Origin of the sequence: Bacillus sp. S4 (genome assembly GCF_040838205.1) — a bacterium.
In the GTDB taxonomy this organism is placed as follows: domain Bacteria; phylum Bacillota; class Bacilli; order Bacillales; family Bacillaceae_G; genus Bacillus_A; species Bacillus_A cereus_U.
This window is the reverse complement of record NZ_JBFPJI010000156.1, coordinates 1-7,343: the sequence shown is the minus strand read 5'-3', so window position 1 is coordinate 7,343 and position 7,343 is coordinate 1. Positions and strand designations below refer to the sequence as shown.

The window sequence follows — 7,343 nt, the reverse complement described above, 5'->3', positions numbered from 1 at the left end:
CATATATTCCATTTATTGTAAATTTGATAAATCTTTCTTTTCATTCTTCTTTTTGTAGTTTTATAGTGGAATGCTATTTTTCTTATTTCACCTACTGTATAATAAGAAAAAAGTACGAAAAGAGGTTATCTCATGCTAGAGGTTATTGCAACTTGTTTAGAAGATGTGAAGCGAATTGAAAATGCTGGTGGAAATCGAATTGAACTCATTTCATCGTATACAGAAGGTGGTTTAACACCGAGTTATGCTTTTATAAAAAAAGCAGTAGAAGCAGTGCAAATACCAGTTCATGTTATGATTCGTCCGCATGCAAAGTCTTTTACATATACGGAAGAAGAAATTGAAATGATGAAAGAAGATATTGTAGTTGCTCAAAATCTTGGAGCTGCTGGTGTTGTATTAGGTGTGTTAAATGAACAAAATGAAGTTGATGAAGAGAAATTAGCAGATTTATTATCTGTTGTAGATGGAATAAATGTAACGTATCACCGTGCGATAGATGATACAGAAAATCCAGTAGAAGCGATGAAAGATTTGAAGAAATTCAATAAAGTTACTCACGTGTTAACTTCAGGCGGACAAGGAAATGTAGTAGATAATATTCCGGTGCTCAGAGAGATGCAAAAGGAAAGTGAAGGGAATATACAGCTTGTTGTCGGAAGCGGAGTAACGAAAGAGAATGTAAAACAATTACTAGATGAAACTGGAATTAGGCAGGCGCATGTAGGTACAGCGGTTAGAGAAGGTAAGTCATGTTTTTCTGAAATTGACCTAAAGTTAGTACAAGAGTTAGTTGGAATAATAAAGTAAGTATTTAAGAAAGAGGAGAGACGATGAAGACGAATACGAAGAAAGAATTGATCTCATGGATTAAAACGATAGGTATTACCCTTGCGATTGCCTTTATCGTTCGTGGGGTGCTATTTACGCCGTCATTAGTACAAGGTGAGTCGATGATGCCAACTTTAGAAAATAATGAGCGAGTTCTCGTGAATAAGATTGGTTATAGTATAAGCGGGTTAGACCGTTTTGACGTTATCGTCTTCCACGGAAAAGAAGGGTACGATTTAGTAAAACGAGTAATTGGTTTACCAGGTGATACAGTTGAGTATAAAGATGATGTTTTATATGTAAACGGAAAAGCGATGGAAGAACCGTATTTAAAAGAATTTAAAGAAAAGGCGTCAGGTCGTGTATTAACTCCTGATTTTACGTTAGAACAAATCACAGGGAAAACGAAAGTGCCAGAAGGCCAAGTGTTTGTTTTAGGAGATAATCGTGAAGTATCTAAAGACGGTCGTATGTTTGGGTTTATTTCAGAAGATGAAATTGTCGGAAAAGGACAAGCTGTTTTCTGGCCGTTGAAACAAGTGAGAGCGTTATAAAGTAAAGCAAAAGTATGGGAGAAATATTCTTCCATACTTTTTTGTTTGTGAAAAATATATTGATAGAATTGAAAGAATATTTTATAATTTTAAATTATAGGTTTGTTTCGAAAAACGGAATTTAAGTTCCGAAATTCGGAACTTAAAGGAGATAGGATGAGTATAAATAAAACGGCAGTTAAGACAATGGATATTTTGGAGTTGTTTTATGAGCATGAGGAGCTAAGTTTAACAGAGATGGTTCAGCTTACGAATATGCCGAAAACATCTGTTTATCGTTTAATTGGCTCGTTAGAAGAAATGGACTTTTTACAAAAAACAGAAAAGGGAAAGTATCGTCTCGGAGTCGTTTTTTTACGATTTGGTCAACTTGTTTCACAAAGGTTATCCGTAAGAAATATTGCGATACCTTATATGAAAGAGCTTAGAGATAGTTTAGGGCAAGCAGTAAATTTAATTATTCAAGATGGTAATGATGCAATTTATGTTGAAAAAATGGAAGGAGCTCAGCCGGTACGTGTTTATACGGCGGTTGGAAGAAGGGCACCGCTTTATGCGGGTGCATGTCCGAGAATTTTGCTATCGTATTTTTCTGAGGAAGAGAAAAGAAAGTACATAGAGGAAACAGATTTAAAGCAGTTTGCGGATGGAACGATCGTGAATAAGGAGAATTTGTTAGAAGTATTACATATGGCGAAAAAAGAAGGGTACACAATTAGCTACTCTGAATTAGAAAATCATACAGCAGCTATAGCAGCACCAATTTTTGCAAGTGATGGAACGGTTGTAGCTGGCATTAGTATTTCGGGATTAGCAATTGAGTATAGCGAAAGTAACATTTCATATTTTACTGCGAAAGTGAAAGAAACAGCATACCGCATTTCGAAAGAACTCGGCTTTTGGGCATAGAAAGAGGGAGTGGGATGAAATTTTCTGCGTTAGGGGATCAAGCAATTATTGTTACATTTGGTGAAGAAATTGGGATGGATATATACGAAAAAGTACAACGATTATTTCAAGCGCTGAGGCGGCATCCGTTTGCAGGAATGGTTGAATGTGTTCCGTCGTTTACTTCATTAGCGGTGTACTACAATTTGTACGAAGTATGGAAGCAAAACGAGAGAAGTGAAAGGCCATATGATCACGTTTGCCAGTATATACAGGAGCTGTGTGATTCTTATAAAGAAGAAGTGAACCGAGATGTGAAACATATTTCTATACCGGTGTGTTACGGGGGAGAATATGGACCTGATTTAGAAGAGGTTGCGCATTATCAAGGCTTACAAGTAGAGGATGTTATTCGAATACATAGTGAAACAACATATTTCGTGTATATGTTAGGTTTTACACCTGGGTTCCCGTATTTAGGCGGGTTACCGAAAGAACTAGAAACACCTAGAAAAGAAACGCCGCGATTACAAATTGCTCCTGGTTCAGTAGGTATTGGCGGAAATCAAACAGGTATTTATCCGCTTGAAACACCAGGAGGCTGGAATATTATCGGCCGAACACCTATTTCTCTATTTAATCCAAAAGAAGAAACACCAACATATATTCAAAGTGGTATGTATTTACGATTTATACCAATAACAAAGGAAGAGTACGTATCGCTTGAGGGGGCTAAAGAATGGATGTAGAGGTTTTGCATGCAGGAATGTTTACAACAGTCCAAGATTTAGGACGATCTCATTATCAACAATACGGTGTACCTGTTGGCGGGGCTATGGATAAAAATGCGCTCAGGATGATTAATATGTTAGTAGGTAATGAGGAGAATGAGGCTGGACTCGAAATTACAATAATGGGACCTAAATTGTTAATCAAGAAAACGACTTTGCTCGCGATTGGTGGAGCAGATATGGAACCGTTGTTAAATGGAGAACGCATTCCATTATGGCGTCCCGTATTAGCTGAAGAAGGAAGCATGCTTTGTCTCGGAAAAGCGAAAAGCGGTTGCAGGGCGTATGTGACTTTTGCGGGTGGTATAAATATTGATCGTACGATGGGAAGTAAAAGTACTTACATACGTGCTGCTCTTGGCGGTATTGAAGGGAGAATGCTGAAAAAAGGAGATTATTTTCAAATTGGTACAGGGGCAGAAGTTGGGAGTCGTTTCATTCGAAATTTACAAGAAGAAGAGCGTATAAAAACGAAGTGGGCAATTTGTAACAATACTTTACCGAAATATAAGAAGCAGCCTATTCTTCGCGTCATAACAGACTTTGAATATGATCAATTTACAGAAGAAAGTATAAAGTCGTTTTTTTCGAAAGAGTATAAAGTATCCAATTATGCGGATCGCATGGGATATAGGCTTGACGGAGATGTTTTAAATAGAGTTGAAGAGATAGAAATTTTATCGAGCCCAGTTACATTCGGAACAATTCAAGTACCGAATGGTGGACAGCCTATTATATTAATGGCGGATAGACAAACGACAGGTGGTTATCCGAGAATTGGAAATGTAGTTTCAGTAGATTTACCTCTTCTAGCGCAGCTGAAACCAGGAGACTATGTAACTTTTGAAAAAATAACTATGGAAGAAGCTGCACACTTATATATAGAACAGGAAATAAGTATGAGTCTATTAAAGAAATTCATCGCTTTACGAAGCTGAGATTAGGAGGAAAACATCGTGACTACAATTGATTTAAACTGTGATTTAGGAGAAAGTTTTGGAGCTTATAAAATGGGGAATGATGATGAAATTCTTCCGTTCGTTTCCTCTATAAATGTTGCTTGTGGTTTTCATGCTGGTGATCCGGCCGTTATGAGGCAAACGGTTGAAAAAGCTCTGCAGCATAACGTAGCAATAGGAGCACACCCTGGATTTCCTGATTTAATTGGATTTGGGAGAAGGAACATGCACGTTTCAGCAAGTGAAGTATATGATTATGTTTTATATCAAATTGGCGCATTAGAAGGATTTGTTAAAGCTGCCGGTGGGAAGATGCAACATGTAAAACCGCACGGTGCGTTATATAATATGGCGGCAACTGATTCGGAAATTGCGGATGCAATCGCAAAAGCAATTTATCATATTAACCCTGGATTATTACTTTACGGATTAGCGAATAGTGAGGCGTTTATAAGGGCAACAGAAAAATATAATATAACTCTCGTACAAGAAGCTTTTGCTGATCGTACGTATAAGCAGGATGGAACTTTAACGAGTCGTACAGAAGAAAATGCTCTTATAAAAAATGAAGATGAAGCAATAAAACAAGTACTTCAAATGGTGAAGGAAGGGTATGTAGAATCGGTTAATGGGGAGAAAGTAGCAGTTCAGGCGCAAACGATATGTTTACACGGGGACGGAGAGAAAGCAGTACAATTTGCGGAAAAAATATACAGAACATTCGAACTTAACGGTGTTTCTATAAGTGCACCGAAATAATAAATGAGGGGAAGTGCTGGAAATGATTAAATTAATTGGGATACTACTTGTTGCAGTTGGGTTTTTATTTAGATTAAATACACTGTTAGTAGTAATGGTTGCGGGTATTGTTACTGGTATGGTTTCAGGCTTAAGTTTTTATGATGTGATTAGCATGTTCGGTAAATTTTTCATAGAAAACAGATATATGTCTATGCCAATCATATTAACTTTACCGGTAATCGGAATTTTAGAGCGTTACGGTTTAAAAGAAAGAGCAGAAGCACTTATAACGAAATCAAAAGGAGCAACAACTGGAAGAGTATTAATGTCATATTTTACGATAAGAGAATCATCAGCAGCACTTGGACTTAATATCGGTGGTCATGCGCAAACAGTGAGACCGCTAGTTGCGCCAATGGCAGAAGGAGCTGCACAAGGTAAATATGGTAAACTCCCTGAAAAATTGAGAGAAAAGATTAAAGCAAACGCAGCAGCTGCGGAAAATACAGCTTGGTTTTTCGGAGAGGATATTTTCATCGCAACTGGTGCCATTTTATTAATGAAAGGGTTCTTCGATTCAGTAGGTATGCATGTCGGTGTATGGGATATGGCGCTTTGGGGTATTCCAACTGCGATATCTGCCCTTATTGTGAGCTGGATTAGGTTTAGAAGGTTTGATAAGTATATAGAGAAAACAATGAAGGCAGAAGAAAAACAAGAGAAGGAGGCTATATAAGATGAACATCATAACAATGGATACAATTTATTATGTATTAGGAATAATCGTTGCATTTATCGCTGTTCGTATTGCATTTGATCGTGAACATCCAAACCGATTCGGTTCTAGCTTATTTTGGGCATTGTTTGCAGTTACATTTTTATTTGGAAATGTAATACCTTCATTTTATGTTGGCTGTATTGTGCTCGCTATGGTCGTTTTAGCTTCATTAAATAAAGTAACAAAATCTGAGGAGAAAGAAGTACCAGTGCAAGAACGTGTGAAACATGCTGAGAAATTAAAGAATAAAATTTTTATGCCTGCACTGTTAATACCTATTTTTACAATTATCGGTACACTGACATTAGGGAAAATCAAATGGGGAAATGTCTCTCTTGTTGATCCTGATAAAGTAACGTTAGTTGCATTAGCGTTAGGTGCATTACTCGCATTCGTTGCAGCGATGCGTATTACAAAAGCGAAAATAACAACGCCTGTTCAAGAAGGAAGCAGATTACTACAGGCTGTCGGCTGGGCTGTTATTTTACCACAAATGTTAGCAGCGCTTGGCGGTATTTTCGCAAAATCTGGCGTTGGCCAAGTCGTTTCTGATTTAGTCGGACAAGTGTTACCAACAGAGTATCCATTCGTTGCTGTTATGGCGTACTGTTTAGGAATGATGCTATTCACAGTTGTAATGGGAAATGCTTTCGCTGCGTTTGCGGTTATTACTGGCGGAATTGGCTTGCCTTTAATTGTTCAAATGCACGGCGGGAACCCAGCAATTATGGCAGCACTCGGTATGTTTGCTGGATATTGTGGAACGTTGCTTACTCCAATGGCAGCAAACTTTAATATTGTTCCGGCAATGCTTTTAGAATTGAAAGATAAGAATGCAGTCATTAAGGCGCAAGTACCAATTGCTCTTTCTATTTTCATTATAAATATGTTTATCATGTACGGCCTTGTATATCGTTTCTAATTAGGAGAGTGAAACTATGAAAACAGTATTAGTAACAGGATTTGATCCGTTTGGAGGAGAAAGCATCAACCCAGCTTGGGAAGTCGCAAAAAGTTTACATGAAAAAACAATTGGAGAATACAAGATTATAAGTAAACAAGTTCCAACGGTATTTCATAAATCGATACAAGTATTAAAAGCGTATATAGAAGAGTTGTCGCCTGACATTATTATATGTATTGGACAAGCTGGGGGCAGACCAGATGTTACGATAGAGCGAATAGCAATTAATGTTGATGATGCAAGAATTGCTGATAATGAAGGAAATCAGCCAGTGGATGTACCGGTTGTAGAAGAAGGAGCGATTGCGTATTGGTCTACACTTCCGATGAAAGCAATCGTGAAAAAACTTCGCGAAGAAGGTATACCAGCTTCTGTTTCACAAACGGCAGGTACATTTGTTTGTAATCACTTATTCTATGGTCTCATGCATGAACTAGAAAAACATGATAAGAAAATAAAAGGTGGATTTGTTCATATTCCGTTCTTACCAGAACAAGCTACTAACTATCCAGGTCAACCGAGTATGTCACTTTCTACTATTAGTAAAGGGATAGAATTGGCAATCGAGGTAACGACGGAAGTGGAAGTAGATATTGTAGCGTGCGGCGGTGCGACGCATTAAGTAAAAAGCATGTTAATTAAAGAGGGCTGATGCAGCCCTCTTTGTGTGTTTGTATTTTGTAATTGAAGATGCAGTATAGAATATAAAGGGAAAGGTTGCAATGGGAGTATTCTAACAAATATGGAATTGTTCCAAATAAAAGGAAACTTTTTAAATAGTTTCTTAATGATGTAGAATTTTCGTCTATATGAATGGATAAAAAGTTAAGTTCTGAT

At 37.5% G+C, this 7,343-nt stretch carries 9 protein-coding genes; all 9 read left to right on the top strand.

Going from position 1 to position 7,343, the window contains the following annotated elements; all coding sequences use genetic code 11:
* Nucleotides 1-132: 132 nt before the first annotated feature.
* The 9 genes from AB3X48_RS14615 (at nucleotide 133) to pcp (ending at nucleotide 7,128) form a co-directional block, all read left to right on the top strand.
* Complete coding sequence (locus AB3X48_RS14615; protein WP_088099207.1) at nucleotides 133-810, top strand: copper homeostasis protein CutC; 678 nt, start codon at nucleotides 133-135, stop codon at nucleotides 808-810.
* Nucleotides 811-833: 23 nt separating this feature from the next.
* Nucleotides 834-1,385, top strand: a complete 552-nt coding sequence (gene lepB, locus AB3X48_RS14610) for a signal peptidase I (protein ID WP_002084707.1) — start codon at nucleotides 834-836, stop codon at nucleotides 1,383-1,385.
* 156 nt (nucleotides 1,386-1,541) lie between these two features.
* Nucleotides 1,542-2,294: an IclR family transcriptional regulator gene (locus tag AB3X48_RS14605; protein ID WP_016105317.1), complete on the top strand. Its 753-nt coding sequence runs from the start codon at nucleotides 1,542-1,544 to the stop codon at nucleotides 2,292-2,294.
* A gap of 14 nt (nucleotides 2,295-2,308) precedes the next feature.
* Entirely contained in the window at nucleotides 2,309-3,022 is a 714-nt protein-coding gene (pxpB, locus tag AB3X48_RS14600) for a 5-oxoprolinase subunit PxpB (RefSeq protein ID WP_002110625.1), read from the top strand.
* A complete protein-coding gene (locus AB3X48_RS14595; protein WP_002161262.1) occupies nucleotides 3,013-4,002 on the top strand; it encodes a 5-oxoprolinase subunit C family protein in 990 nt (329 codons plus the stop codon). The genes pxpB and AB3X48_RS14595 overlap by 10 nt, the downstream gene beginning before the upstream one ends.
* 18 nt (nucleotides 4,003-4,020) lie before the next feature.
* On the top strand, nucleotides 4,021-4,782 hold the full coding sequence (gene pxpA, locus AB3X48_RS14590; RefSeq protein ID WP_016105316.1) for a 5-oxoprolinase subunit PxpA: 762 nt from the start codon (nucleotides 4,021-4,023) through the stop codon (nucleotides 4,780-4,782).
* A gap of 22 nt (nucleotides 4,783-4,804) precedes the next feature.
* Entirely contained in the window at nucleotides 4,805-5,500 is a 696-nt protein-coding gene (locus tag AB3X48_RS14585; RefSeq protein WP_000593391.1) for a DUF969 domain-containing protein, read from the top strand.
* A 1-nt stretch (nucleotide 5,501) separates the two neighbouring features.
* Entirely contained in the window at nucleotides 5,502-6,464 is a 963-nt protein-coding gene (locus AB3X48_RS14580) for a DUF979 domain-containing protein (RefSeq protein WP_016105315.1), read from the top strand.
* Between the two features lie 16 nt (nucleotides 6,465-6,480).
* The gene (gene pcp, locus AB3X48_RS14575; protein WP_016105314.1) at nucleotides 6,481-7,128 is read left to right on the top strand and encodes a pyroglutamyl-peptidase I; all 648 of its coding nucleotides are present in this window, start codon (nucleotides 6,481-6,483) and stop codon (nucleotides 7,126-7,128) included.
* The last annotated feature ends 215 nt before the right edge of the window (nucleotides 7,129-7,343 follow it).

Bases quoted from the DNA above. Each gene is read 5' to 3' on its own strand.
- AB3X48_RS14615 (WP_088099207.1), top strand. From the start codon at position 133: ATGCTAGAGGTTATTGCAACTTGTTTAGAAGATGTGAAGCGAATTGAA.
- lepB (WP_002084707.1), top strand. From the start codon at position 834: ATGAAGACGAATACGAAGAAAGAATTGATCTCATGGATTAAAACGATA.
- AB3X48_RS14605 (WP_016105317.1), top strand. From the start codon at position 1,542: ATGAGTATAAATAAAACGGCAGTTAAGACAATGGATATTTTGGAGTTG.
- pxpB (WP_002110625.1), top strand. From the start codon at position 2,309: ATGAAATTTTCTGCGTTAGGGGATCAAGCAATTATTGTTACATTTGGT.
- AB3X48_RS14595 (WP_002161262.1), top strand. From the start codon at position 3,013: ATGGATGTAGAGGTTTTGCATGCAGGAATGTTTACAACAGTCCAAGAT.
- AB3X48_RS14585 (WP_000593391.1), top strand. From the start codon at position 4,805: ATGATTAAATTAATTGGGATACTACTTGTTGCAGTTGGGTTTTTATTT.
- AB3X48_RS14580 (WP_016105315.1), top strand. From the start codon at position 5,502: ATGAACATCATAACAATGGATACAATTTATTATGTATTAGGAATAATC.
- pcp (WP_016105314.1), top strand. From the start codon at position 6,481: ATGAAAACAGTATTAGTAACAGGATTTGATCCGTTTGGAGGAGAAAGC.